Source organism: Alkalihalobacillus sp. R86527 (genome assembly GCF_042466185.1).
Classification (GTDB): domain Bacteria; phylum Bacillota; class Bacilli; order Bacillales; family Guptibacillaceae; genus Guptibacillus.
Genome location: NZ_JAXHBW010000001.1, coordinates 3,436,507 through 3,460,131, shown reverse-complemented (window position 1 = coordinate 3,460,131; position 23,625 = coordinate 3,436,507). Strand labels below are relative to the sequence as shown.

Below are 23,625 nucleotides of genomic sequence, written 5' to 3'. Positions count from 1 at the left end.
GGAATTTGTCATGAACGAGAGTTTAAATACAAGGTCGATGATTTTCACATTGTACGGAGACTATATCCGTCACTACGGCAATGAGATATGGATCGGCAGTTTGATCAAGTTGTTGAAGGAGTTTGGACATAATGATCAGTCTGTTCGAGCTGCGATTTCAAGAATGAATAAGCAGGGATGGGTTCAATCAAGAAAAGAAGGAAATAAAAGCTACTATTTCTTAACAGACCTTGGAGTGAAAAGAATTGATGAAGCGGCGAGACGTATCTTTAAACTTCAGCCTTCCTCCTGGGATGGAAGCTGGCGTATGCTTCTTTATACGATTCCAGAAGAGAAAAGGCACATCCGAGATGAGTTAAGGAAGGAACTTGTCTGGAGTGGATTCGGAAGCTCTTCAGCGAGTTTATGGATGTCTCCTAATCATCTAGAGGAACAGGTGGAAGTATTGATCAAGAAATATGATATTAAAGAACACATTCACTTTTTTGTAGCTGATTATAAAGGTCCCCATAAGAATACGGCCCTTGTAAACGAATGTTGGGATCTGAAGGATATCAGCGATAAGTATCGCTCCTTCATCAAAAACTACAGCGAAAAGTTCGTCATCGATCGTAGTAAAATTGAAAAGGGCAAAATGACCGATGGAGAATGCTTTGTAGAAAGAGCAAAGCTTGTGCATGAGTATCGTAAGTTTCTATTTGTTGATCCAGGGCTTCCTCCAGAGCTACTTCCGGATGAGTGGCCTGGTGAACACGCAGCGATGCTGTTCAGCGACTATTACCGTACTCTTGCGGAGCCTTCTTCTCGCTTTTTTGAGGAAGTGTTTAAAGAGGGTAATGAATTGAAAAAGAAAGATGATCGTTACGATGCGCTTCAGCATCCTCTCTTAATCGATCGATAAGAAAAAGGAACGGATCCCCGTTCCTCAGCTTGTAGAGGAACCCCAGGTTCTTCTACAAGCTTTTTTTGTTGGTTTGTATTTTGAGGTCGTTTTTTTGAATTTTAATGTTAGTAATATGAAAAAAACTCTCCTTCACCTAGCTCACCCGGTCTAAGTGAAGGGCAATCTTCTTCATATTTTGACAGGCGGCAGTCAGTAACGCTTGTTCTCGCACTTTTTGTTTTCCACGCAAGCGACAATAACGCAGCCCATGCAGTTCTTTTGAATCTGCGAAGCTACGCTCAACCTTCTCTTTTCTCATGCGATAAATCCACTTTCCCTCATTGGAAAGTCGGTTCTGACGAACCTTTTCTTTTGCCCCTTCCCACACATGGCGTGTGATGGTTTTCTGGTGCTTCTGGTTCTCAGTGCACTGTGCCAGAAGAGGACAAGTCTTACATTTCGTGGGGTCCGACTTATAGTGACGATACCCTTCTCGGTCCGTCGTCGCGTACGCCAGTGCCTCACCCTGAGGACAAACATATCGATCGAGGTTTTCATCATATTTGTATTTCCATTTCGGAAGAAATCCTTTTTTACTTTGGTAGCGACGATGAGCGATAACGCCAAATACGTTTCGTTGTTCGAGTCCGTGACAAATAGGGGCTGTTAAGTATCCTGCATCTAGACCGACTGCTTCTACTTTAAAACCGAAGCGTTTTACCTGGCGGTCTAACCGTTGTAAATAAGGTTTGGAGTCGTGAATATTACCTGGAGTAATATGGACGTCGGTAATGATGTTGAATTTCATATCTGTGGTGCGATGATCTAAGTAAAAGAAACCTTCAGGTTTATGTTCTCGATATAAATAACCACTCTCAGGATCAGTATGACTGACTTTGATTTCCTTCGTCTTATTCACCTCCTTCTTTTCTTTTAGAGGCTTTTTTCCATGATCAGACCTGTCCTGTTCCACTGCTTCATTGAGTTCATCTATATAGTCGGCCGTTTCTACATGAACGTCTTTCCTGGAGAACTTTTTCTTATTCGCGCTCGCTTTTAGATGTGTGGAATCGGTGTAGAGAACTCGTCCTGACACCATTCGATGGTTCATAGCCTGGTGGACGACCTCATCAAAAACCTCTTGGAAAATATCCGTTTCATTAAAACGCATTCTGCGATTCCAGCTAATCGTAGAGTGATGGGGTACGGCGTCGGTTAAATTCAATCCGAGGAACCACCGGTACGCGACATTCGTTTGAATTTGACGCTCTAATTCGCGTTCAGAGCGAATGCCGTAAATATATCCAATAAACATCATCTTAAATAATACTAGGGGATCAAGGGATGGACGGCCGTTGTCTTCACAATAATAAGGACGGACTTTTTCAGGGATAAAGGAGAAATCTATGTAGTGGTCGATCTTACGTAATAAGTGGTTATCAGGGACAAGTTCATCAATCGTTACCATTTCTAATTCATTCTGCCGATCTTTCTTAGATTGAAACATTACATCACCGCCTAAAAAGAATCTATCTCTAGCTTAACAAAAGGGTGAAATAAAAAAAGGCAAAAAAAATAGGTTGTCGAGACTTTCTCGACAACCTGAGGAACGGATCCCCGTTCCTTTTTTTGATTAGCGAATTTCTTGAGCTTCTTCGATTTGTTCAAGAAATTCTTTTCCCTTCTTTTTGTACGTTTCGATCGTTAAGGAAATCAGTTCTTTGTCTTTGTCGTTTAGCTCTCTTACTACCTTGCCAGGTGAGCCTAAAACCATCGTATTCGGCGGAATTTTCTTGCCTGCTGGAATTAAAGTGTTCGCACCAACCAGTGCTCCTTCACCAATTTCAGCTCCGTCAAGTACAATAGCGCCCATACCGATCAACGCACCTTTCTTCACTTTGCACCCATGAAGAATGGCATTATGACCAACAGAAACTTCGTCTTCTAAAACAAGAGGAAATCCCTCAAATAGGTGGCATGTGCAATTATCTTGGATGTTACAACCGTTCCCTATCGTGATTGGTGCTTCGTCTCCTCGTAAAACCGTATTGAACCACACGCTTGATTCCTCACCTATCGTTACATCTCCAATTATTTTAGCTCCTGGAGCTATAAAGACATCTTTGCTTAGGGATGGTTTACGACCGTTGTACGAAAATAACATTAAAAATCCTCTCTTTCATGTTTTTTTGCAGGAATTCAGTATCTATTCTTTGAATGTTTATAATGAGTATAACACGTATTTTATTTAACGTAATAAAAGCGTTACAAGCAAAGGGGCGAGGACAACATGAATCGAATTTGTGAATTGTTATCAATCAGCTATCCAGTTATTCAAGGGGGGATGGGGAATATCTCGAGCTCTGAGTTAGCATCAGCTGTTTCGAACGCGGGTGGTCTAGGCACGATTGGAGCAGGAACGATGTCGCCAGATGAGGTAGAGAAATTGATTTTAGATATGAAAGTTCGAACTTCCTTACCGTATGCTGTGAACATTCCGATTAACGTCACTCCATACTTTAAAGAGATGTGTGAGCTAGTTGTAAAACACAACGTCAAGGCTGTCTCTCTTTCAGCAGGAAATCCTTCACCCTATATTCCGTATTTTAAAGAGCATGGAATAAAGGTAATTTGTGTGACAGCTAGTGTGAAGCATGCGATGAAAGCTGAGCATGCAGGAGCAGATATCATAGTAGGTGAGGGCTTTGAAGCAGCTGGAATCAATTCAGCCTTAGAACTTACAACCTTAACACTAATCCCACAACTGAAAGCTAGTGTTTCGATTCCAGTTGTAGCGGCTGGTGGTGTAGGAGATGGGAAAGGGCTGGCGGCAGCATTTGTACTTGGAGCAGAAGGGGTACAAATGGGAACTAGGCTTGTCGCAACAAAAGACTCTCCTTATCATTCGCATTATTTGGATCAGATTCTTCAATCGAGTGACATTGGAACTGTAGTAGTAGGGCGGAGTGTAGGGCAAGTAAGGCGATTACTTAAAACTCCTTATACGACGATGTTAGAAGAAGCTGAGAATAATGGGGTTCACCCTAACGATTTCGCAAAGATGACAGGAGAAGATAAGCACATCATCGGAGCGATCGAAGGACGATTGGAAGAAGGGTTTATTAATGGTGGACAGGTGAGTGGATTAATCGATTCTTTGCCGACTGTGGAAGAACTCTTAGTAACCATGATGCGCGAAGCTATGGAAGCTCTTGAGTATCAAACAGCACAACTTAATAGCTTCAAACAAACGAATAAGTGAAATGGTTAATATAACTTCCTGATAAATATTTTAAAAATAATTAATAGTGTTAATTATTTGATAATTCGTTGACAAGCATTATATGGCGGTGTACCATAACGATAAAATATGACAGATGGCTACATGAACGTCGAACTTTTGCAATAAACGACCAGGGGGAGGAAATGATTTTGAAATCGTTGAAAAAGTGGGTTGGGATTTCGCTAGTGTGCATCTTGGGACTAACGGGGTGTGGAAGCAATAATGCTTCGACAAATTCAGACGGTGGGGAAGGCGGATCTGAAGAGAAGATGCACACCATTGGCGTGACGCAAATCGTAGAACACCCGTCATTGGATGCAGCATTTGAAGGCTTCAAAATGGCTTTAGAGGAGAATGGATTTAAGGAAGGGGAAAACGTTACATACGATGTGCAAAATGCACAGAACGATATGAACAATAGCAATACGATCGCACAGAATTTAGTTGGAGATAATGTGGATTTAATATTTGCGAACTCTACTCCAAGTGCTCAATCAGCACTGAATGCTACATCAGAAATTCCAATCATTTTCACTTCTGTTACTGATCCGGTCGGGGCAAAACTAGTGGAATCATTTGAAAAGCCGGGGGAAAATATCACAGGAACAACTGATACTCATCCTGATGCGATTCCAAAGACGATTGAATTTATTTCAAGGGAATTTAATGCTGAGAATGTTGGGTTAATTTATAATGCTGGAGAACAAAACTCTGTTGCACAAATTAAAGTTGTAAAAGAAGCATTGGAAAGTAATGATTTGAAATTTGTAGAAAAAAGTGTTTCAACTTCTGCAGAAGTAAAGCAAGCTGCTGAAGCACTCATAGGAAAAGTGGATGTTATCTACATTGCTACTGACAATACTGTTGTATCAGCACTCGAGTCCGTTATAAGCGTTGCAAACGACAAAGACATCCCGATGTTTGCAGGTGAATTTGACTCCGTTGAAAGAGGAGCGTTTGCGGCTTACGGGTTTGATTATAAGGATATTGGTTACGAAGCTGGTTTGATGGCAGCAAAAATCTTAAAGGGAGATGCGACTGCTTCCGAGCTTCCCGTGCAATATCCACAGAATCTAAAGTTGAAAATGAATAAGAGTGCAGCTGAAGAGATGCGAATCGATATCAAGAAAGAATGGGAGGAAGAGGGGGAATTTACAGAGTAACAGGCCAGGTTCGAAAAAGAAGTCAGCTTCTTTTTCGAACCATTTTTTTTACTTCTAACGTATAAGAAGGGGGAGGCATTCTATATGATGTCAGCATTGTTCGGTGCGGTCGAATCTGGTGTAATCTATGCCATCATGGCGCTCGGTGTCTACTTATCATTCCGAATATTAGATTTTCCGGATTTAACAGTGGACGGGAGTTTTGTAACAGGGGCAGCGATTGCTGCAATTCTTATCGTGAATGGAACGAATCCTTTCTTCGCAACATTGATTGCGATTGGTGCAGGATTTTTAGCAGGTTGCGTGACAGGGTTATTACATACGAAGGGGAAAATAAATCCACTTCTTGCAGGTATTCTAATGATGATTGCTCTTTACTCCATCAATCTTAGAATTATGGGGCGGTCAAATGTGCCGCTGTTAAATGAAGAGTCGATCTTCACGAAAGTGGAAGAGGTTTTCTCAACGCTTGGTATTGAGTCATTAATGAATAGTATAGCTTCAGCCATAGGGCTTGGGAGCATCACTTCTACTTGGTCCATTTTAATCAGTATGATTCTACTTACAACGATTATTAAAGTCTTAACCGATTTTTTCTTAAGAACGCAGGTCGGGCTCGCATTACGAGCGACAGGAGATAACAAAAGGATGATCAGAAGTTTTTCAGCCAATACGGATCAACTAACGATACTTGGATTGGGAATTTCTAACGCACTCGTTGCTCTATCTGGTGCCTTGATCGCGCAGTACAGTTCATTTGCGGATGTTGGAATGGGGATAGGAATGATTATCATCGGTCTCGCATCCGTTATTATTGGAGAAGCGATATTTGGCACGAAAACGATCGCAGTGACAACCTTTGCTGTTATTGGAGGAGCAGTTGTTTACCGTCTCGTTGTAAGTTTGGCGTTACGAGTCGATTTTCTTGAAACGGGTGATATGAAACTGATTACAGCAATCATTGTAATCGGTGCCTTAATCTTCCCTCAGTTAATAGATGGTCAAAAAGAACGGAATAGGAAAAAGCGCAAGCGCCTACAACAAGAAATGAAGTTAAAAGAACTTCAGGACGGGGGTAAGGATTATGCTTCTTCTAAATCAGATTCACAAAGTGTTTAACGAAGGCACATTAGACGAAAAAGTTGCCCTCGAAGATATCAACCTTAAACTAGCACCTGGAGACTTCGTCACCGTGATTGGAAGCAACGGTGCAGGTAAATCGACGCTTATGAATATGGTCTCAGGCGTGTTAACACCTGATGTAGGTGATGTTTATATCGATGATAATAATGTAACAGCAATGCCAGAATACAAACGGTCTAAATTAATCGGTCGGGTATTTCAAGATCCGATGGCAGGCACAGCACCTTCCATGACCATCCAAGAAAATTTGGCGATGGCTTACTGTAGGAACCGGAGGAGAACACTCGTAAAAGGTGTGACGAAGAAACTAAAAACAACATTCCGAGAAGCTCTTGAAACCCTTCACCTAGGATTAGAAGATCGGTTAAACGCAAAAGTGGGAATGTTATCAGGGGGTGAAAGACAAGCTCTTTCACTATTGATGGCAACTTTTACGGATCCGAAAATTCTTTTGCTTGATGAACATACAGCGGCGCTGGACCCAGCTCGAGCTGAACTGATTACGAAGTTAACCGGTGAAATCGTTGAGAAAACGGGCCTAACAACGGTCATGGTGACGCATAATATGCAACAAGCACTGGACTTAGGAAATCGTCTCATCATGATGGACAGCGGTAAAATTATTCTAGAGGTCGATGGTGAAGATAAACAAAAACTAACGATTGAAGAATTGTTACATGAATTCCAGAGAATCAAAGGATCAAAGCTAAATAGTGACCGGGCACTGCTTGGATAAACTACCTGATTGATGAGGCTGTCGAAATTTGTTCGGCAGTCTATTTTTTCCAAATGGAAAGATCTTAATTTTTTGACAATTAATTGACGGTTATTAGACGTGATGTTATTATATCGTTAAATAAACGTCATATATTTTGGTGTGATGAATAGGGGTTGAAGCGAGTGAAGGATGGTATCGCAATTGGCCAGAAAGCAACTGTTACAACGAAAGTGACATCAGACATGTTCGCGCAGTTTGAAGGGGACGTTGTCCATCCAGCATATTCTACCGTTTCAATGGTCTATCATATGGAATGGGCATCGAGAAAGCTCATTCTTCCATACTTAGAAGATGAAGAAGAGGGGATAGGTGGAGGAGTTGAGATGAAGCATCTTGGACCGGCATGTGTGGGGCAGGAGATCACGATCACAGCAACGGTCACCTCTTTGACGAGTAAATCAGTGATAAGCAATGTGGAAGTGAGAAGGGGACTCGACATTATTGGCACAGGTTCCGTTGTTCAGTTTGTCCTTCCAAAGAAGGTAATAGAAGAGAAATTAGCGACCGCTAAATTGTAAGCGATTTCACTAAGGGGGAAAATCATGTTTGATCGAATAGCTGAGCATGAACAGGTACTTTTTTGTAACGACGCTGCTACAGGACTAAAAGCAATTATTGCTATACATAACACAACACTTGGTCCTGCGCTTGGTGGCTGTAGAATGAGACCATATGAAACGGTGGATGATGCCTTAGAGGATGTACTGAGACTCTCAAAAGGCATGACATACAAATGTGCTGCTGCAGATGTGGACTTCGGAGGTGGTAAAGCCGTTATAATAGGAGATCCACTTACAGATCGCACACCTGAATTATTTCGGGCATTCGGACAATTCGTTGAGTCACTTAACGGTAGATTTTATACAGGCACAGACATGGGGACAACACCTGATAACTTCGTCCATTCTCTGCGAGAGACGAACTGTATCGTAGGTGTGCCTGAAGAATATGGTGGAAGCGGAGATTCGTCCATTCCTACTGCAAAAGGCGTTTTATACGGCATCCAAGCTACGAATAAGATGGTTTTCGGTAATGAAGAGTTTGGCGGAAAAACATACGCTATTCAAGGTCTTGGAAAAGTAGGATACAAAGTGGCTGAAATGTTACTTGAAGAGGGAGCAGAAATCATTGTGACTGATATTAACCGCCATGCGATCGACCGCCTCATTCAACGTGCGATCGAATTGAAGGGTGAGGTTAAGGTTGTTTCTGGGGATGAAATATACGAAGCAGACGCAGATGTCTTTGTTCCATGTGCGCTCGGAGGAATCATTAATGATCGAACGATTGACAAGTTAAGGGTGAGTGCTGTTGTTGGATCAGCTAACAACCAGCTCCTTACGGTCGAACACGGTGATCGTTTGCATAATAGAGGGATTTTATATGCTCCAGATTACATCGTCAACAGTGGTGGATTGATACAAGTATCTGATGAGCTTTATTCACCTCATCCTATGCGTGTGTTGCAGAAGACGAAGGCCATTTACGATACGCTTCATACGGTTTTCAAGAACGCAGAAGACAGTTCGATATCGACTGTGCAGGCAGCGAATTATTTCTGTGAAGAAAGAATTGAAAGCCGCAAAAAGAGAAATAGCTTCTTTTCTCACAAAAAGCCTGGAAAATGGGCTGTGCGTTCTTAAATGCAAAAAACAGGAGGATTCGTATGGATATGAATGAAAAATTTCCTATCGTACAGCTAATAACAGGTGACGGCAGGAGAACAGGAGCTGTTTCTGAACACATCACGATCGACAAAGCAAAGCTCTTCTATGAACATATGGTATTTTCGCGTTTGTTCGATCAGAAAGCAGTAAATCTCCAGAGGCAGGGGCGTATTGGGACGTACGCTCCTTTTGAGGGACAAGAAGCTTCCCAAATTGGGAGTGCACTGGCAATGGAGGATGGAGACTGGATGTTTCCGACGTATCGTGATCATGCTGCTACGGCAGCGTTCGGACATTCGTTAAAGAATATTTTCCTCTATTGGAAAGGATGTATCGAGGGCTGTGTACCTCCAGAAGGAAAGCATATTTTTCCTCCTTCCGTTCCGATCGCTTCACAAATTCTCCATGCTACTGGTACAGCCTGGGCTGAACAAAAGAAGGGGAGTGACAGGGTATCTCTCGTTTACTTCGGTGATGGTGCTACTTCTGAGGGTGATTTTCATGAGGGGTTAAACTTTGCCAGCGTATTCAATATACCTGTCGTATTCTTCAACCAAAATAATGGCTATGCGATCAGTGTACCTCTTGAGCGACAGATGAAATCTAAGACAATCGCTCAGAAATCATTAGCTTATGACATCCCTGGGGTTCGGGTCGATGGAAATGATGTTTTTGCTGTTTATGATGAAACGATGAAAGCAATAGATAGGGCAAGAAACGGGAACGGGCCAACTCTAATTGAGGCAGTTACATGGAGGTATGGGGCTCATACGACAACAGATGAACCCTCGAAATACCGTGATCAGTCTGAAAGTAAGAGGAGAAGAGAAAGTGATGATCCAATAACTAGACTGGAAAGGTTTCTCGAGTTTGAAGGTGCTTGGGATTCACATTGGGCTGAACAAGTAAATGAAGAAGCAGAACAGAAGCTTAATGAAGCGGTGGTCGAAATGGAGAAAACGGTGAAATCCGATGAAGCCCTCATGTTTGATCACGTTTTCGGTACTGATGTTTGGCCCGTTCAGGAGCAGAAGGATCGTTTCTTTTATGAAGGGAGCGAGAAAAGATGAGTACTGCGGTCAATACTAAGAAGTTGACGATTGTTCAAGCGATTACTGATGCTCTTAAAGAAATGCTAGAAGAAGACGAATCCGTATTGGTACTCGGGGAGGACGTAGGTAAAAACGGTGGTGTGTTCAGAGCGACAGATGGACTTTATGATTTGTTCGGTGATGACAGAGTAATCGATACTCCGCTCGCAGAATCAGGGTTGATTGGATCAGCGATCGGTCTTGCAATGAATGGCTTTAGGCCGGTAGTAGAGATTCAGTTCCTAGGTTTTATTTATCCTGGTTTCAATCAGTTGATCACGCATGCCACGCGTATTCGAACGAGAACCCAAAGTCGCTATACCGTTCCCCTTACCATCCGTGCTCCTTATGGTTCTGGTGTACGAGCACCAGAAATTCATAGTGATAGTACCGAGGCACTTTTCACGCACATTCCAGGTCTTAAGGTCGTTGTTCCTTCTAATCCATACGATGCAAAAGGTCTTCTTATCAGCAGTATTAAAGATCCTGATCCTGTCCTCTTCCTCGAACCGATGAAAATCTATCGAGCAGGAAAAGAAGAAGTCCCGAATGAGAGCTACACCATTCCACTTGGTAAAGCTTCAAGCAAGCGAACAGGCGATGATGTATCGATTTTCGCTTGGGGTGCGATGGTAAGGGTTGCGGAGAAAGCAGCTGCAGAAGCGAGTGAAAAGGGGATCGAATGTGATGTCATCGATCTCAGAACGTTATATCCGTTAGATAAAGAAGCAATCGCAGAATCTGTCCAGAAAACAGGAAGGGCTATTATTGTTCATGAAGCTCCTTCAACAGGTGGTGTCAGTAATGATCTTATCGAAATCATCAATGATACCTCCTTCCTTTATATGAGAGCTCCTATAAAAAAAGTTACTGGATATGATACGCCTGTTCCACTATTTACTCTTGAAGATGATTATGCACCTGATTCAAAGAAAATCTATCGAGCAATCGAACAAGTGACTCGTTTTTAGGAAGGGTGAACGATAATGGAAGTAAGGCTTCATGATATTGGTGAGGGAATGTCTGAAGGAGAGGTTGTTCAACTCCTCGTCAATCCTGGAGATGTTGTAACCGTAGATCAACCGTTACTAGAAGTTCAAACAGATAAAGTGACGGCAGAGCTTCCTGCACCTATAGCTGGAAAGATTGAAGATATTCTCGTTTCACCTGGTGATGTTATCGAAGTAGGAAGTATCATGGTAACGATTGCTCCGACAGAACAGTTTCAGCAAGCTACTGAATCAGAAGAACACAAAAGTCGCAAACATCATAGAATACTAGCTGCCCCTTTTACTAGAAAGATCGCCAGGGAAAATGGCGTAGATATCGAAAGGGTGAAAGGAACTGGTCCAGCAGGGCGAGTCATGGACGAAGATGTCATCAACCACATGAAGACCAGTGTGAAGAAACCGGAACCTATACAGCACAAGAAAGCAGAGAGAAAAGAGGAGTCATCTCAACCATCCTCTAAAACTATTCCATTTAAGGGAAGACGTAAACAAATCGCGGCGAAGATGTCGAAGTCTAGACTCACGATTCCTCACGTCTCACATTTTGATGAAGTCGATGTTTCCAATGTACTTGAAATGAAGGCGCTTTTAGAGAAAAGAGGGACTTCCATTTCGGTTGCTGCGTTTTATATTAAAGCGGTATGTATCGCATTGAGGGAATTTCCTGTTTTCAATTCAGAGCTCGATGAAAAGGAAGGGGTTATTCACTTAAAGCCTTTTATTAATATCGGACTCGCAGCAGATACGGAAGAGGGATTAATCGTACCTGTTATTCACCAGTGTGATCAGCTTTCTGTGAAAGAAATCCATAGAGAAATGAAGCGGTTATATGAAGCAGCTAGTACAAATAAGCTTCTTTCAAAAGAAATGTCTGGAAGTACCTTTACGATTAGTAATGCGGGACCTCTAGGAAGTACTGGAGCAACGCCAATCATCAATTATCCAGAAGCCGCACTGATGGCTTTTCATAAGACTAAGCGAATGCCAGTTGTTGGAGAAGGTGATGAAATCGTCATTCGCTCGATGATGAATCTATCGATGACGTTTGATCACAGGATAGCGGATGGTGCACTTTCTATGCAATTTACGAATCGAGTGATGGAATTAATCGAGCAGCCTGCACTGCTGTTAATGGAGTTGAAATAATGGTAGTAGGAGAATTAGTTTACGAAAAAGATTTAGTGATTATAGGAGCAGGGCCAGGAGGCTATCAAGCGGCCATCCGTGCAGCGAAGCAAGGACGAGATGTTACGTTGATCGATCGCACGCATCCTGGTGGAGAATGTCTACATAGCGGATGTATTCCTTCAAAGTTACTCGCAGTTTCAGCGAGTAAAATGAAAGAATCAGCCCCTGGTCTTACAATGTCTGCTTCATTTTCAATGAAACAGTGGAACGATGAGAAAAGAGATGTCATTACAAATTTAGAAAAAGGTCTTCATTCATTATTTAAATCGAACAAAGTCGAATTTATTGAAGGGAATGCTTCGTTCTTATCTGAGGAGCGAATTGGTGTTGAGCAAGGTGAGAAGTTTGAAGTGTGGTCTTTTAATCATGCGATTATCGCAACAGGAAGTAGTCCGAAATCACCTTCTTTTTATGAAGAACACAGTGAACTTGTACGTTCAGTTGAGGAACTTTACAGTATTGAGAGTGTGCCAGAAACACTTGTGCTATATGGAGGAGACTATATTACAGCAGAAGTAGCAAGCAGTTTCCGAGCACTAGGCTCTACTGTACACGTGATCACAGAGGAAGGGACATTTCTCCCAGATCTTGATGAAACGATTGGGAAAGAATTAAGAAGGCAATTTAAGAAACAAGGGATTCACGTTTCTACCGGGATAACGAATATCACGATTATAGAAGAAGGAAACTCGATTAAAGTAACTGCGCAAGATTCTAAAGGTGAAGGGTTACAGTTATTTGGAGACATGCTTGGATATTCAGTTGGTAGAGTGCGTCATCTCGAAGCACTTGGTTTAGGAAATGCGAACGTTAAGGTGACTGAAGATCACTTTATAGCTACTAATGAATCATGTCAGTCATCAAACAATCGTATCTATGCATGTGGTGATATTACGATGGGGCCTTCTCTTGCCGTTAAAGCAATTAAACAAGGAAAGGTGGCAGCGGACCATTGTTGTGGTTTCTCTGCTGTGAGCGAACTGAACCTTTTGCCTATTGTTATTCATACATTGCCTAAGGTGGCATCCATCGGTTTGACGGAAAAAGAAGCAAACGTTGCAGGATATCCCGTTTCTACAGGAATATCACAGATGAGAGCGAATGGGTATGCTACCTTACATGGTCAATCAGATGGACTTGTGAAAGTGATAAGAGATGAAGAATCACACCTTCTACTCGGGTTCCATGCTATTGGGATAGGTGCGATTGAACTTATTGAAAAAGGTACGCTCGCACTTGAAATGGCAGCGCGAGATGAAGACTTTATTTATCCCTATACACCTCATCCAGGCTTTGGTGAAGCATGGATTGAGGCGACAGAGTTCTCGTTGGAACCATCTAAACTTGAATCGAAGAAACAAAAACAACGCTGATGTTTCAGCGTTGTTTGTTTATCTATGGCGCGATGGATAATGAATGATCATCAACGCTTTGCATCGTGATGGTGAGTGATTCAAGTAACTGTGTGGATAATTGGCTGTGAACCGTAAGCTCTCGCCCTTTTTAATGGTGTATGAGAGGTCATTTACTACTAGCTGCATTTCACCTTCTTCTACGAAAAGATACTCTTCTACGCCTTCAGGATGAGGGTTTGAGTGATAATTGCAGTCCAGATCTAAAGTGATTGAAAAACTCTCAAACGATTTGCCTGGCTCCATTGGAAAAAGTGGAACGACTTTCATTTTTCCACTTTCCTCAAAAAGCGGTTCGATTTCATCTCTGTTCACCTTTTTTATCAAGGGCTGTTCGTCATCTATAAACGTTGTAAAGGATACGCCAAGTCCGTTAGCGATTTTCCAAAGTGTGTTAACCGTTGGGTTTGAAGCGCCTCTTTCAATTTGAGCGAGCATGGGCTTACTTACAGAACACTTTGAAGAGAGTTGATCAAGACTTAGCTCATTCTCGTGGCGTAACTTCTTTAGTTTCTCTCCGATTTGCTTTGTTAATGATTGATCTTTCATTCTTATCTCCTATTCTAAACTATCTATTGAAGGTTTGTTTAATATAACATACAATAAGTATAATATATTATACAATTGTTGCCAATGGGAGTGATGGTATGCAGGCGATCACAAGTATTATGAGAAGTGAGTCAGGTTTTGCAACTGGACTTAGAGCAGGGATGAGCATAGCGATAGGATATATGCCTGTAGCGCTAACGTTTGGCTTATTAGCAAGGACGACTGGGCTCACGGTATTTGAAGCGATATTAATGAGTATGTTCGTTTTTGCAGGGGCAGCACAATACATAACACTAAGCTTACTTGCGATAGGCACAGGAGCATTTGAAATCATCTTTACTATTTTCATTGTGAATATTCGTCATTTACTGATGAGCGCCTCCATTAACGAAAGAGTAACAGAAGATACAGTGTGGAAAAAGGCGCTATATGCATTTGGCATTACTGATGAGACGTTTACAGTAGCTGCAACAAAAACTGGTAATCTTACATCGGGTTACATGCTTGGACTCTGTTTGATTTCATATTCTAGTTGGGTAGTCTTTACAGGTGCTGGATATATGGTAGGTGCTTCACTTCCGAGTGTCATCCAACAAGGAATGAGTGTTGCGCTGTATGCGATGTTTGTGGGCCTCCTTGTTCCTTCATCGAAGAAAAGTCGGAAAGTCGTGATTCTAGCGGGAGTAGCTGCTGTCTTTAATAGTTTCTTCTCCTACTTTAACATGTCGACAGGATGGTCTATTGTCCTTGCTACGCTATTATCATCAATTCTTGTAGAGTTTGTTATGGGGAGGAAAGAGAATGTCTAGTACAATGCTACTGATCATTATTGGTATGGCGGTCGTAACATACATTCCAAGAATGATTCCACTCGTTTTCTTTAACTCTGATTATATCCATCCCGCGCTTCAAAACATATTGAAGAATGTGCCGTTTGCAATTTTGGGAGCTCTAATCTTCCCCGGGATCCTCACGATCCATGAAGATATTAAGTTTGGTCTTATCGGAGCAATGGTTGCATTCGTAACAGCTTATTTTGGTGCCAATTTAATTGTAGTCGTGATGACCTCAGTCGGGGCGCTTAGTGTTTATGCCTACTTTTTTTTGTGAAACAGGAAATTTTTCACTTCCAGTAAAAGAAGTTTCATGATATAACTAATTCACGATAGAATTTCATGTTGTTAAGGAGGACAAAACTATGCATCTATTTCGCTTCTTAATGATTGGATTTTTCTCGATGACTGCTGTCTCACTAGTATGGTTTCAATCTGTGGAGATGTTGAGCTCCTTTATTGACTTTTTCTTTACAAAAAAACATTAATAACCTTGAAAGAGCTAATATAGCTCTTTCTTTTTTTACAAACAGATTAAATTAACGAAAAAATCAAAACTATTTGAGTAATAACGTTTCAGTTTCTTCTAAGCGGGAATTTGTGATAACAGGAAGGGATTCCCAACTAATAAGGAGGTTTTCCGGAGCCTTGTTCTCGCAGTCTAGAGAAATAACCTGCTAAAGGAGCTGGAAACATGTTAAAACCAACCGAAATAGAAGAAAAATCAACATGTAGAATGTGCGACAGTGATTATACGTGGTTCATTCCAATCGCGAAGGAAAATTATCAATTACAAGATAGGGTTGAAGCAACTGCAGTAACTACAAAGAGTAGTCAGGCTCCTGTCGTGGAGCTCCACGTGCTCGCAAAATGTCCACACTGTGGAATTATGAATCGATTCGATCATAGCTATGATCGTACGAATGTCTATGTAGAGAGTAAATAATAGAAGTCATGTAGAATCGGCGGAAAATCCGCCGATTTTCTTTTTTTATTATATAAAGTCACTTCTCAAGAAATAATATTGAAGGAAATAAAAAGACTAATGGTGAAACGGAATTACATATCCCTAACATAGAGACAGGGTTCTATTTGTGAGATTTGCTCGTACAAATAATATAGAGAAAGTATTCGGGAGGAGAAATAGTATGAAAAGACGAGTAACCTGGTGGTTTATTCTTGGCTTCTCCGCGTACGCCCTTTTAATGGGGTTTTATTTGTTTTATTGGGCTGATTTTGGTGTACCTGACGCTTATCGAGGTACGGCGGCAGATCCTGCTACATTTATGTCCGAAAAACAGCTTGAGCTGTCAGAAGAATATTCACGATACAGAAGTTTTCTATCCTTCATCTCCATTCCGTATGAATGGGGCATTTATCTCCTTGTATTAGGGTTTGGACTCTCGAAGATGTTTCAATCATTCGGTAAAGGAATATCCAAAAAGGGTTTTGTGATTATACCTGTATATATCGTACTTTTATCTGCATTTACATGGATCGTAACCTTTCCTCTAAAATTTTGGAGTAGATCACTTTCTGTGAAGTATGGAATCAATACTCAAGCATTTTCCGATTGGATGAAAGATGAGATGGTCTCTTTCTGGATCGACATTGGTCTAACCTCCCTCGTGATCGGGGTATTATATTTATTGATTAAGCGTTATGAAAAAAGATGGTGGCTTGCAGCGTGGGGATTGATGGTTCCATATCTTGCTTTCATGATGTATATCCAACCAGTTGTCATCGACCCACTCTATAATGACTTTACGTCACTATCGGATAAAGAGCTTGAAGAGCAAATACTCGATATGGCGAATGAAGCGAATATTCCGGCTGACCGAGTGTTCGAAGTGAACATGTCAGAAAAAACAAATGCTATGAATGCTTATGTTACTGGAATAGGTTCAAATTTAAGAATCGTGTTATGGGATACGACAACAAACAAGCTTCAAGATGATGAAGTGCTTTTCATTATGGCCCATGAAATGGGGCATTATGTGATGAACCACTTATATGGAAACCTTGCGGGTGCTCTTATTATGAGCTTGTTCGGTTTATATATCGCTTATCGTATTTTGGGGAAAGTAGTAGAAAAGTGGGGAGATGCATGGGGGGCGAAGTCAGTTTCAGATATCACTACCCTACCTGCATTACTGCTTCTCTTCTCAATTATGTCTTTTATTGCGAGTCCAGTCGAGCTTGCTATTTCAAGACATGCTGAAATAAATGCTGATAAATATGCGATTGAAATGACAGACGATGTCGATGCTGCTGTAGGTTCTTTTCAGAAACTAACAGTTAACAGTTTAAACGAAGTAAATCCTCCATTCTTGGTGAAGTATTTAAAATATGGTCATCCAACAATGATGGAACGATTAATTATGCTAAATGAATACGAAAACGAAACGCCTTCTGAGTAGTCATAAGGCGTTTCTTAATCTGTCGAGGAAGTCTCTGTAGCTTTTCTTTTTTACCTTTAACATATAATAAGAGGGGTTTCCGCTCCAGGATGCTCGCTTTCCGCGGGGCGGGCGGTGAGCCTCCTTCCGCTCCAATCAACATTGATATGTAGTTTTGAAAACAAGACAAAAGCAAATTAAATTACTTCTAGAAAAATAAAGCAGAGAACTACTTCATCATAATCAGTCGGAAAGTTTGCTTTGATTGATTGCAACCTAGTAGGAGTGAATACCGCTTGACTCCCGTGGAAAACGGGCGTTCGAGACTCGGAGTGGACGGCTTTTTATCCGCGAGGAGGCTCGGGCGTTCGTCCACAGGAAAGCAAGCGGTATTCAAACTCCTACGGCTTAGGGAACACATTAATCAGGATTCCCTACAAACTAGGAAACGCCTTCTAAGTAACACAGAAGGCGTTTCTATTTACTAGCATTAAACCTATACAATGTGAGACACTAGCTTTAATTATCAAGAAGAGGTGTATGAAGTGGATAAAGAAATTAAACAAGCACTAGACGCAGGCATTCATGGTACCCCAGAGTTAAAGCCTGCAGAAAAAGCATTGTATTTATCAACATTTCGAGAGCGTGTTTACGTTGCTCTTACGAAAAGACAAACTGCACAGAAAGAAGTTTATTCAGCCGTTAAGAACTATATGAAGCATTCTGGCGAACTTATACTATTCTTGAACGGGGATCTTTCCTATTCGATGTTATCGAAATATATTAAAGAAGCATCTAAGGCGTCAGTGTCATTTACAATCATTAATGATAAAGAAACCGATACTCCATTAGGGCTAGTCTTAGCATCGAAGGAAAATGCAGTGAATCGTGAAGATATTTTCGTTCGCGACGAATATTTTTCTATCGATTAGTAGGTAAGGCGAAGGAGAGAATCTAGATGATTAAACGAATCGTGTTTCTTATTATTCTCATCGCACTTGGATGGGGAGTTTATAGCACTGTGATAGCCGAACCAAGTGTTGGTACAGAAGTTGGTGATCGTGCACCTAATTTTACATTATCAACGCTTGAGGGAGACAAGAAGGTAAGCTTATCCGATTTTGAAGGAACGCCCGTATTTATAAATTTCTGGGCAACGTGGTGTCCGCCATGTAAAGAAGAAATGCCAGATATCCAAACCTTTACTGATAAATATAGTGAAGAAGTTGAAGTATTATCGGTGAATTTCACTAAATTTGAACCGCGTAAAGAAGAAGTGCCTGCCTTTGTAAAAGAAAATAACTTGAGGTTCTCTATATTGATGGATACCGAGGGAAAGGTAGGGGAAGATCTTTATATAGTTCTTTCTATGCCGACTTCATATATGATCGATAGCGAAGGTGTTATTGTAGAAAAAAGAGTGGGGCCTTTGACTTTAGAGGAAATGCAAGAATGGTTGCGATCTGCATCATGAAAAAACGACCGATTACGGTCGTTTTTTTTGTAAACCTATATAGGCTTTCTGAGCGGAGTGTATGCCTCTTGGAACCCTGTTGCTTTGGCAACTTTTTTAAGCTTCTCATTAATAAATCTGAAGTCTAGCTCGTCAAGAACGTTTGGATCGAATCCGCGTATGACAAACTGACCGAATTCCCAAATTGTCTCATGAATGTCGTGCTTATTTCCATCAGCTGCTAATTCGAGAGAATGGAGAATCGAGCCGAGAACAGAGACATCTTCCCTCGCATAATGCCTAATCTGATAGAAGCTTTTATATAAATAGGTGCTGTAGGTTACAGGCTTCGTAATGACACGGAGATTCTTGTTATCATCATGATACAGAGGTTGCGGAATATGCTTTTGTCCTAATCTTGATAAGACCCTTCCTAAACGATTAATACAATTAATAGCGGTATTAGGATCATTTATTCCTGGAGAAATCGCTCTTAGCGCTATCTCGACAAGCTTTTGAATGCCATATTCAATATCTTGATCAGTTGTTCTTTCGGTTCCGAGTGATAAAGAATCCATTATCTTGTCCTCTTCGGGATGCTCTTTCGTCGACCAGTAGGAAAAGACAACGGTTCCTTCATCAATGAATTCACCAATATCGCGTTCTAGTTTAATAATGAAATCGTGCTTTATAGCAATCTTTAATAAATCGTTAATCGCTACATTTTGTAAATAGCCAGATTTATCGGAAGAAATCGTACGAGGCTCTTTCATTTTGATTTCATCAAGTTCCCATGAATCCCATGCAGCCGCTCTACCTTCGTTTGCTTTTTCATAATCTGTATAAGTTCGGTCGATCGTTTCTAACGTGTTTTTCGATATATGTTTGATCAAGTTTCCGACAAGTATCCAGTTTGCGACATGGTGGATGAAGTATACGAAGTAAGCTACGCATATAATCGCATAAGTCACAGCTAGTACTGGTGCAAAATACACAAATCCTTCCTCTGTGTTCTGTTCGATCAATAAGAGAAGGATGATAAAATAAATGATCCCACCAACGAAAATGCCGAGAACTCGTTTGGTGACACGATCAGTAATAAAGTTCTGGAGTGTTCTTGGAGAGAAATTAGATAAATATGTAGTCAGGACAACCATGATTGTAGAGAAAGTGATGGTCGTCATTGTTAACATAGAAGACACGAGTGTACTTAAGATTGTTATACTTGTATCATAGGTCGCAAAAAAGAAGTAAGGTAGGATAATGGCTTCGCCGTGAATAATGTGTCTATCGAAAATGAGTGTGAGAATAGCTGCGATTAGCGCTCCTACACCATAGAAGGTCGGTATAAACCAGAAGCTAGATTGAATTTGCCGTAAACTACTGTACTTCATTAAGGCTCACCCCCAATATCATAGTTAGGTTAGTATTTGATTATTGAGTAACAAATCATACATACGGCGTGTTACTTTTAATATAAAAGGGGTATGAACGTTTATAACAGAAAAAGAGGAGGAGATGGCTATATGCTAATCCATAAATCAGGAGTATACCGCAATATACATGAAAAGCGTTATGAATACTGGGTTGTGAAATCGGAAGAGTTAAAAGTAATGGCTTCATGGATCAGTTGGGACCTGCCTCAAGAGGCAATTGATAAATGGATGAATGAAGTGACCGATATCGAAACGACCTTCTAAAAAAATACCTCCCACAGATTGAGGAGGTACTGATAATGAGAATTAAGATTTATTGTCTTTTTTCATTCGCTTCTTCACGATGTCTTTAGGTTCCCAGCAGTTGAATTGATAAGTTGGTTTCGTTTCAAAACCAAGTCGCTTACATCGATAAGTCGTACGAGTGTTTTTCACGACTTCAAAGTGGATGCAAGTTGCACAACAATGGTATTTGGAATATAGCCCAGTAGTCATTTTAATGATCACTCAGAATGATATGATCAATCGATGTAAGGGTATCATTATCGAAAATCAATTTATAACAATCTGGGTTAGTAAGTGACTTCCAAGAATCAAAACCATGAAATCGATCAAAGTGATTTAGAATCAGCGTAAAAAGGTTCCCATGCGTTACAACAAGTGCATTTTCTTTTGTTACACGAACTACGTCCATCACTGCTTCAACTCCTCTGTATGCAGCCTCAGTACTAGATTCTCCGCCAGCTAGCTTATATGAAAAATCTTCAAATGTTTTTTCTAATTCTTTCATCCAGTTATCGAGAAGACTCTCGGAGAGCTTCCTTTCTTCTAAGCGTTCATCAATCGTAATCTGCTTGTCTAATTGGAGCGCAAGGGGTTCAACGGATTGAAGCGCTCTAGTGTAAGGAGAGCAATAAAGCTTATCGAATGATATGTCTTTAAGAAAATCAGCTAGCATAACAGCTTGTTCTCGTCCTTTTGAAGTTAATGAAGCGTCATGTGCTTGTCCTTCTGCTTCACAGTGACGTATAAGATACAGGTTTTTCCCCACTACGATCACTCCTTTCCTTTAACTATAAATGATCTTATCTCAAATATTATCATGTGTAACAAATGATTAAAAAAGAAATTCGAAAAATTGAAACTTATTTTGGTTTGGTTCGTCTTATTATTAATCCCCTTATTTTTAGATTGGCCCGGAGAGCATGTGATCTTTGTTCTCCGGGAATTTTTTGTGAATGGAGAGTGTCGCATGTGAAGGAAGAATTTCCAGACTTACTTACCTCACGATTGTTATTAAGAGAGATAGGTGAAAAAGATTTACCGGCATTATTTGCTATATTTTCAAGTAAGCATACGATGAAGTACTATGGTAGCGAGTTGATTCAGAACATGGAAGAAGCAGAAGGGGTCTTAATGAGCTTTCAAAAAGGGTTTGAGAATCAACAAGCTGTAAGATGGGGCATTGCACGAAAGGATACTAACGAAATCATAGGAACGTGTGGGTTTCACAATTGGTCGAAGCGAGTAGGCAGGATTGAGTTAGGCTACGATTTAATAGAGGAAGCAGAAGGGAAGGGGTATATGTCAGAAGCGTTATCAGCCATTATTCCGTATGGCTTCGATGAATTGCAACTGAATCGAATCGGGGCATTGATTCATCAAGATAACTCATCCTCCCGAAAATTAGTACATAAACTTGGTTTCCAGGAGGAAGGAATTCTTAGAGACTATGCGTTTGCTAGGGGCAATTATATCGACCTCATCATGCATTCTCTTTTAAAGAAAGATTGGAGGAAATCATAGAACTGGAGAAAAAAGTCTAGCAAACGATTCTTTCGTACGATGAAGCAATCCTCTTTCTTGATATCTTTTCTTGTCGACTTTTACGGAGTCTTCGATATCATTTTGATATGCCTGAACCAGGTCAGAAATGGTACTTGCTTGGAACAAGAAGACATTTACTTCGAAATTTAAATGCATGGACCTCATGTCCATATTCGCGGTTCCGATCGTTGCGATATCATCATCTACGATCATTATTTTTTGATGTAAGAATCCTCTTTGATACATGTAGATTTCAACACCGTATTCCAGTAGTTGTGAGAAGTAGGAACGGGTAGCATATTGAGTAAGGAACCCATCACTCACTTCAGGCACGATTAACTTTACTTCTACACCCCTCATCGCTGCGATGGAAAGCGCTGCTCTAAGTGCCTTATTGGGAACGAAGTAAGGTGTTGCAATCCATATTCGATCTTTGGCTGTCGTGATTAAATTGAAGTATAAGTCTGTCATTGCACTTCTCTTTGTATCTGGACCACTTGGGACCACCTGGGTACCACCGTCACCTTCTACCTCATAGGCTTCCAAATACTTTTCTGATAGAAGACTTTCACCAGCCATGTATTCCCAGTCCATAAGAAATACCCCATGAACTGCGGAGATAATTTCACCTTTTACGAGTAGGTGTGAATCTCGCCAGTATTTCATCCCATTATAATCACCAGCGTACTCATCACCAATATTCAGCCCACCAACGAAAGCTGTACGTCCATCGATCACAATGATCTTTCTATGGTTTCGAAAGTTAACAGTTTGATTGAAGAATCCATACTTAATGGGTAAAAACTGCTGAACACTTGCACCTGCAGCTCTTAACGCGTTCTTTGAAGATCGAGATAGATTGTGGCTTCCGATGGAATCGTAGAGAACTCGAACTTCAACGCCTTCATTCGCTTTCTCAACAAGAAGTTGAATGATTGACTTCCCTAATTCATCAGAACGAAAAGTATAGTATTCCAAGTGGATATACGTTTGGGCTTTTTTGATTTCCTCTTTAATAGCGGAGAATGTATCACTGCCGTTAAGAAGGAGCTTCGTTTGAGATCGCATACTGATTGGACTAGATACCATCGTTGCGATAAGATTTGAAAAGTTTTGGTTCCGCTCGTTTAAATCGTTCCAACGTTCTGAGGCAGAGAAGTTCACGTGCTTTTGGAAAAACTCAAGGCCGTTAGTACGCTTCTCTTTAAATAGATGTCCCTGTACTTCTAACTGACCTGAGAAGAGAAAGAACACATACCCTATGATAGGAAAGAAAATGAGCACATACATCCATAGTAACGTTTTGTAAGGCGACCTCTGTTCCAGCATGAGAACAAATAGAATAGAAAACAAAATCGAGAAATAGATTGTCCCCGCTACCCACTTCCATAAGGTGGGGACAGAGGTGAATAACATAATATAAATGCTTGCTGTCATTAATATAAAGAAAATGATTTGTCTTATTTGTTTCATAAATAGCCCACCTAATTTAAAGTATTACAGAACAAAA

General features: G+C 40.8%; 27 protein-coding genes. 20 read left to right on the top strand and 7 right to left on the bottom strand.

Going from position 1 to position 23,625, the window contains the following annotated elements:
• The first annotated feature begins 10 nt into the window (after positions 1-10).
• On the top strand, positions 11-901 hold the full coding sequence (paaX, locus tag SJY16_RS18025; protein WP_377891361.1) for a phenylacetic acid degradation operon negative regulatory protein PaaX: 891 nt from the start codon (positions 11-13) through the stop codon (positions 899-901).
• 136 nt (positions 902-1,037) lie between these two features.
• On the opposite strand, the gene SJY16_RS18020 is transcribed toward paaX, so the two are convergent.
• Both SJY16_RS18020 and SJY16_RS18015 read right to left on the bottom strand, forming a co-directional pair.
• Positions 1,038-2,390 (bottom strand): IS1182 family transposase, encoded by a 1,353-nt coding sequence (locus SJY16_RS18020; RefSeq protein ID WP_377887949.1) that lies wholly within the window; start codon positions 2,388-2,390, stop codon positions 1,038-1,040.
• A 126-nt stretch (positions 2,391-2,516) separates the two neighbouring features.
• Positions 2,517-3,047, bottom strand: coding sequence for a gamma carbonic anhydrase family protein (locus tag SJY16_RS18015; protein ID WP_377891359.1), 531 nt, complete (start codon positions 3,045-3,047; stop codon positions 2,517-2,519).
• 126 nt (positions 3,048-3,173) lie between these two features.
• On the opposite strand from SJY16_RS18015, the gene SJY16_RS18010 reads away from it, so the two are divergent.
• The 10 genes from SJY16_RS18010 (at position 3,174) to SJY16_RS17965 (ending at position 13,579) form a co-directional block, all read left to right on the top strand.
• Positions 3,174-4,145, top strand: a complete 972-nt coding sequence (locus SJY16_RS18010) for an NAD(P)H-dependent flavin oxidoreductase (RefSeq protein WP_377891357.1) — start codon at positions 3,174-3,176, stop codon at positions 4,143-4,145.
• Between the two features lie 167 nt (positions 4,146-4,312).
• Positions 4,313-5,329 (top strand): ABC transporter substrate-binding protein, encoded by a 1,017-nt coding sequence (locus SJY16_RS18005; protein WP_377892323.1) that lies wholly within the window; start codon positions 4,313-4,315, stop codon positions 5,327-5,329.
• Between the two features lie 84 nt (positions 5,330-5,413).
• A complete protein-coding gene (locus tag SJY16_RS18000; RefSeq protein ID WP_377891355.1) occupies positions 5,414-6,448 on the top strand; it encodes an ABC transporter permease in 1,035 nt (344 codons plus the stop codon).
• Positions 6,414-7,208, top strand: coding sequence for an ABC transporter ATP-binding protein (locus SJY16_RS17995; protein ID WP_377891354.1), 795 nt, complete (start codon positions 6,414-6,416; stop codon positions 7,206-7,208). Before SJY16_RS18000 ends, SJY16_RS17995 begins: the two co-directional genes overlap by 35 nt.
• Positions 7,209-7,372: 164 nt before the next feature.
• On the top strand, positions 7,373-7,768 hold the full coding sequence (locus SJY16_RS17990) for a thioesterase family protein (protein WP_377891352.1): 396 nt from the start codon (positions 7,373-7,375) through the stop codon (positions 7,766-7,768).
• 24 nt (positions 7,769-7,792) lie between these two features.
• Positions 7,793-8,893, top strand: coding sequence for a Glu/Leu/Phe/Val dehydrogenase dimerization domain-containing protein (locus SJY16_RS17985; RefSeq protein ID WP_377891351.1), 1,101 nt, complete (start codon positions 7,793-7,795; stop codon positions 8,891-8,893).
• A gap of 29 nt (positions 8,894-8,922) precedes the next feature.
• The gene (gene pdhA / locus SJY16_RS17980; RefSeq protein ID WP_377892321.1) at positions 8,923-9,987 is read left to right on the top strand and encodes a pyruvate dehydrogenase (acetyl-transferring) E1 component subunit alpha; all 1,065 of its coding nucleotides are present in this window, start codon (positions 8,923-8,925) and stop codon (positions 9,985-9,987) included.
• Positions 9,984-10,979, top strand: a complete 996-nt coding sequence (locus SJY16_RS17975; RefSeq protein WP_377891349.1) for an alpha-ketoacid dehydrogenase subunit beta — start codon at positions 9,984-9,986, stop codon at positions 10,977-10,979. The genes pdhA and SJY16_RS17975 overlap by 4 nt, the downstream gene beginning before the upstream one ends.
• Positions 10,980-10,994: 15 nt before the next feature.
• A complete protein-coding gene (locus SJY16_RS17970) occupies positions 10,995-12,164 on the top strand; it encodes a dihydrolipoamide acetyltransferase family protein (protein ID WP_377891347.1) in 1,170 nt (389 codons plus the stop codon).
• The gene (locus SJY16_RS17965; RefSeq protein ID WP_377891346.1) at positions 12,164-13,579 is read left to right on the top strand and encodes a dihydrolipoyl dehydrogenase family protein; all 1,416 of its coding nucleotides are present in this window, start codon (positions 12,164-12,166) and stop codon (positions 13,577-13,579) included. The genes SJY16_RS17970 and SJY16_RS17965 overlap by 1 nt, the downstream gene beginning before the upstream one ends.
• 18 nt (positions 13,580-13,597) lie before the next feature.
• Here SJY16_RS17965 and SJY16_RS17960 read toward each other — a convergent pair whose 3' ends face one another.
• The gene (locus SJY16_RS17960) at positions 13,598-14,167 is read right to left on the bottom strand and encodes a helix-turn-helix domain-containing protein (protein WP_377891344.1); all 570 of its coding nucleotides are present in this window, start codon (positions 14,165-14,167) and stop codon (positions 13,598-13,600) included.
• Positions 14,168-14,265: 98 nt separating this feature from the next.
• Between SJY16_RS17960 and SJY16_RS17955 the strand changes: the two genes are divergently transcribed.
• The 7 genes from SJY16_RS17955 (at position 14,266) to SJY16_RS17925 (ending at position 18,873) form a co-directional block, all read left to right on the top strand.
• Complete coding sequence (locus SJY16_RS17955) at positions 14,266-14,976, top strand: AzlC family ABC transporter permease (RefSeq protein WP_377891343.1); 711 nt, start codon at positions 14,266-14,268, stop codon at positions 14,974-14,976.
• Positions 14,969-15,277 (top strand): AzlD domain-containing protein, encoded by a 309-nt coding sequence (locus tag SJY16_RS17950; RefSeq protein ID WP_377891341.1) that lies wholly within the window; start codon positions 14,969-14,971, stop codon positions 15,275-15,277. The genes SJY16_RS17955 and SJY16_RS17950 overlap by 8 nt, the downstream gene beginning before the upstream one ends.
• Positions 15,278-15,365: 88 nt before the next feature.
• Positions 15,366-15,488, top strand: coding sequence for a hypothetical protein (locus SJY16_RS17945; RefSeq protein ID WP_377891340.1), 123 nt, complete (start codon positions 15,366-15,368; stop codon positions 15,486-15,488).
• Between the two features lie 206 nt (positions 15,489-15,694).
• On the top strand, positions 15,695-15,946 hold the full coding sequence (locus SJY16_RS17940; RefSeq protein WP_377891338.1) for a hypothetical protein: 252 nt from the start codon (positions 15,695-15,697) through the stop codon (positions 15,944-15,946).
• A 202-nt stretch (positions 15,947-16,148) separates the two neighbouring features.
• Positions 16,149-17,420: a M48 family metallopeptidase gene (locus SJY16_RS17935; RefSeq protein WP_377891337.1), complete on the top strand. Its 1,272-nt coding sequence runs from the start codon at positions 16,149-16,151 to the stop codon at positions 17,418-17,420.
• 524 nt (positions 17,421-17,944) lie between these two features.
• A complete protein-coding gene (locus SJY16_RS17930) occupies positions 17,945-18,331 on the top strand; it encodes a YueI family protein (RefSeq protein WP_377891335.1) in 387 nt (128 codons plus the stop codon).
• Between the two features lie 26 nt (positions 18,332-18,357).
• On the top strand, positions 18,358-18,873 hold the full coding sequence (locus SJY16_RS17925) for a redoxin domain-containing protein (RefSeq protein WP_377891333.1): 516 nt from the start codon (positions 18,358-18,360) through the stop codon (positions 18,871-18,873).
• Between the two features lie 35 nt (positions 18,874-18,908).
• Here SJY16_RS17925 and SJY16_RS17920 read toward each other — a convergent pair whose 3' ends face one another.
• Complete coding sequence (locus SJY16_RS17920) at positions 18,909-20,246, bottom strand: DUF2254 domain-containing protein (protein WP_377891332.1); 1,338 nt, start codon at positions 20,244-20,246, stop codon at positions 18,909-18,911.
• 132 nt (positions 20,247-20,378) lie between these two features.
• Between SJY16_RS17920 and SJY16_RS17915 the strand changes: the two genes are divergently transcribed.
• Positions 20,379-20,552: a hypothetical protein gene (locus tag SJY16_RS17915; protein WP_377891331.1), complete on the top strand. Its 174-nt coding sequence runs from the start codon at positions 20,379-20,381 to the stop codon at positions 20,550-20,552.
• A 42-nt stretch (positions 20,553-20,594) separates the two neighbouring features.
• Here SJY16_RS17915 and SJY16_RS17910 read toward each other — a convergent pair whose 3' ends face one another.
• A complete protein-coding gene (locus SJY16_RS17910) occupies positions 20,595-20,783 on the bottom strand; it encodes a hypothetical protein (RefSeq protein ID WP_377891330.1) in 189 nt (62 codons plus the stop codon).
• 1 nt (position 20,784) lies between these two features.
• Complete coding sequence (locus SJY16_RS17905) at positions 20,785-21,339, bottom strand: histidine phosphatase family protein (protein WP_377891328.1); 555 nt, start codon at positions 21,337-21,339, stop codon at positions 20,785-20,787.
• A gap of 203 nt (positions 21,340-21,542) precedes the next feature.
• On the opposite strand from SJY16_RS17905, the gene SJY16_RS17900 reads away from it, so the two are divergent.
• Positions 21,543-22,094: a GNAT family N-acetyltransferase gene (locus SJY16_RS17900; protein WP_377891327.1), complete on the top strand. Its 552-nt coding sequence runs from the start codon at positions 21,543-21,545 to the stop codon at positions 22,092-22,094.
• Here SJY16_RS17900 and cls read toward each other — a convergent pair.
• Positions 22,089-23,588: a cardiolipin synthase gene (cls, locus tag SJY16_RS17895; protein WP_377891325.1), complete on the bottom strand. Its 1,500-nt coding sequence runs from the start codon at positions 23,586-23,588 to the stop codon at positions 22,089-22,091. The two genes, SJY16_RS17900 and cls, sit on opposite strands and share 6 nt — an antisense overlap.
• Positions 23,589-23,625: the final 37 nt, after the last annotated feature.

Coding starts and splice junctions, on each gene's coding strand:
- paaX (WP_377891361.1), top strand. CDS start 11: ATGAACGAGAGTTTAAATACAAGGTCGATGATTTTCACATTGTACGGA.
- SJY16_RS18020 (WP_377887949.1), bottom strand. CDS start 2,390: ATGTTTCAATCTAAGAAAGATCGGCAGAATGAATTAGAAATGGTAACG.
- SJY16_RS18015 (WP_377891359.1), bottom strand. CDS start 3,047: ATGTTATTTTCGTACAACGGTCGTAAACCATCCCTAAGCAAAGATGTC.
- SJY16_RS18010 (WP_377891357.1), top strand. CDS start 3,174: ATGAATCGAATTTGTGAATTGTTATCAATCAGCTATCCAGTTATTCAA.
- SJY16_RS18000 (WP_377891355.1), top strand. CDS start 5,414: ATGATGTCAGCATTGTTCGGTGCGGTCGAATCTGGTGTAATCTATGCC.
- SJY16_RS17995 (WP_377891354.1), top strand. CDS start 6,414: ATGCTTCTTCTAAATCAGATTCACAAAGTGTTTAACGAAGGCACATTA.
- SJY16_RS17985 (WP_377891351.1), top strand. CDS start 7,793: ATGTTTGATCGAATAGCTGAGCATGAACAGGTACTTTTTTGTAACGAC.
- pdhA (WP_377892321.1), top strand. CDS start 8,923: ATGAATGAAAAATTTCCTATCGTACAGCTAATAACAGGTGACGGCAGG.
- SJY16_RS17975 (WP_377891349.1), top strand. CDS start 9,984: ATGAGTACTGCGGTCAATACTAAGAAGTTGACGATTGTTCAAGCGATT.
- SJY16_RS17970 (WP_377891347.1), top strand. CDS start 10,995: ATGGAAGTAAGGCTTCATGATATTGGTGAGGGAATGTCTGAAGGAGAG.
- SJY16_RS17965 (WP_377891346.1), top strand. CDS start 12,164: ATGGTAGTAGGAGAATTAGTTTACGAAAAAGATTTAGTGATTATAGGA.
- SJY16_RS17960 (WP_377891344.1), bottom strand. CDS start 14,167: ATGAAAGATCAATCATTAACAAAGCAAATCGGAGAGAAACTAAAGAAG.
- SJY16_RS17955 (WP_377891343.1), top strand. CDS start 14,266: ATGCAGGCGATCACAAGTATTATGAGAAGTGAGTCAGGTTTTGCAACT.
- SJY16_RS17950 (WP_377891341.1), top strand. CDS start 14,969: ATGTCTAGTACAATGCTACTGATCATTATTGGTATGGCGGTCGTAACA.
- SJY16_RS17945 (WP_377891340.1), top strand. CDS start 15,366: ATGCATCTATTTCGCTTCTTAATGATTGGATTTTTCTCGATGACTGCT.
- SJY16_RS17940 (WP_377891338.1), top strand. CDS start 15,695: ATGTTAAAACCAACCGAAATAGAAGAAAAATCAACATGTAGAATGTGC.
- SJY16_RS17935 (WP_377891337.1), top strand. CDS start 16,149: ATGAAAAGACGAGTAACCTGGTGGTTTATTCTTGGCTTCTCCGCGTAC.
- SJY16_RS17925 (WP_377891333.1), top strand. CDS start 18,358: ATGATTAAACGAATCGTGTTTCTTATTATTCTCATCGCACTTGGATGG.
- SJY16_RS17920 (WP_377891332.1), bottom strand. CDS start 20,246: ATGAAGTACAGTAGTTTACGGCAAATTCAATCTAGCTTCTGGTTTATA.
- SJY16_RS17915 (WP_377891331.1), top strand. CDS start 20,379: ATGCTAATCCATAAATCAGGAGTATACCGCAATATACATGAAAAGCGT.
- SJY16_RS17910 (WP_377891330.1), bottom strand. CDS start 20,783: ATGACTACTGGGCTATATTCCAAATACCATTGTTGTGCAACTTGCATC.
- cls (WP_377891325.1), bottom strand. CDS start 23,588: ATGAAACAAATAAGACAAATCATTTTCTTTATATTAATGACAGCAAGC.